We start from the raw sequence: 1097 nt of genomic DNA, 5'->3' as shown, positions 1-1097 counted from the left end.
GGTGCTCCGGTGCGCTTCGTCGCAAATTATAAGATCAAAGTCAGCAAGCCCATGATGGTGTTGGGCTTGGTGAATAACGTCAATTGAATGGTAGGTGCTGAACACCACGCTCATGTGGTCAGCATCATGTCGCTTCAGCATTTCCGTCGCTAAGCGTGCTGGTTCCGTGGTCGCCGGGTAGCGCAGTTCATGGGCTATCGTTTGAACAGCATCATCTTCCGGCATGCCCTTTGTCCGCTTCTTGCCGACCTCGCTATCAGAACACACTGCAAAGCTATGGAGAGGGGTTATGCTTTCTTGTGTCCATTCACTTAGGGTCTGGGATAGAAGTGAAAGGCTGGGCACCAGAAAGAGCACACGCTTGCCTGGACCAGCCTGTGCCTCGGCGATTTTGAGGCTGGCAAATGTTTTGCCCGTGCCGCATGCCATAATCAGCTTACCGCGATCTGCGCTTTTGAACCCAGCCAAAGTGGCGGTTAGAGCTGTCTGCTGATGGTCTCGCAGGGTCTTTTTGGGCTTTATGGACGGGGTGACTTTGGGCTGGTATTTTGCCCAATCGATCTGGCTGTTTTCCAGGTCATGCAGGTCAATTTTACTTATCGGTGTTTGCTGGTCTTGAAGCGCATTTTCGGCGTGTTCGGTCCAGTAATTGGTGGTGCTAACGATAATGCGGTGGGTAAACGGCTTTTTGCCGGAAGCGGTAAAAAAACTGTCTATATCCTCTTTCCGCAGCTTGTAGCTTTCAGCATACAGCTTGCACTGGATGGCATGGTATTCCTCGGTGCCACGCGTTTTAGCAACCAGGTCAATACCAGCGTCTCTGCGGTCCAACCCCTGGATTTCAGCCCATTGTCCATAGGTCCAGACATCGCTGTAGAGGTCTTTATAGGTCGCCTCATTGCGAAGGTAGCAGACGATCAAATCCTCGAAATAGGTGCCTTTCTCGCGTTCTGTAACGGCTGCTTGGCGATAGGTATCTAAAAGCTGGCTAAGGGCTGTCATCGACTGTGAGGCTTCCCGAATCTTTGCCAAGCGACTCCCGCTGGCGTTGTGTTAACCTTACTTGGTCTTGAAAATTGGGCAACATTGCTGACGGC

1 protein-coding gene is annotated in these 1097 nt (G+C 51.7%); it reads right to left on the bottom strand.

Annotated features, from left to right (window positions below; genetic code table 11):
* A partial coding sequence (locus B7Y67_RS19020) for a DEAD/DEAH box helicase family protein (protein WP_293599968.1) occupies nt 1-1032 on the bottom strand: 1032 nt, incomplete at its 3' end.
* Nucleotides 1033-1097: the final 65 nt, after the last annotated feature.

Source organism: Polynucleobacter sp. 35-46-11 (genome assembly GCF_002281105.1).
The sequence above is the reverse complement of the archived record's forward strand: the minus strand, read 5'-3'. Positions and strand labels throughout refer to the sequence as shown.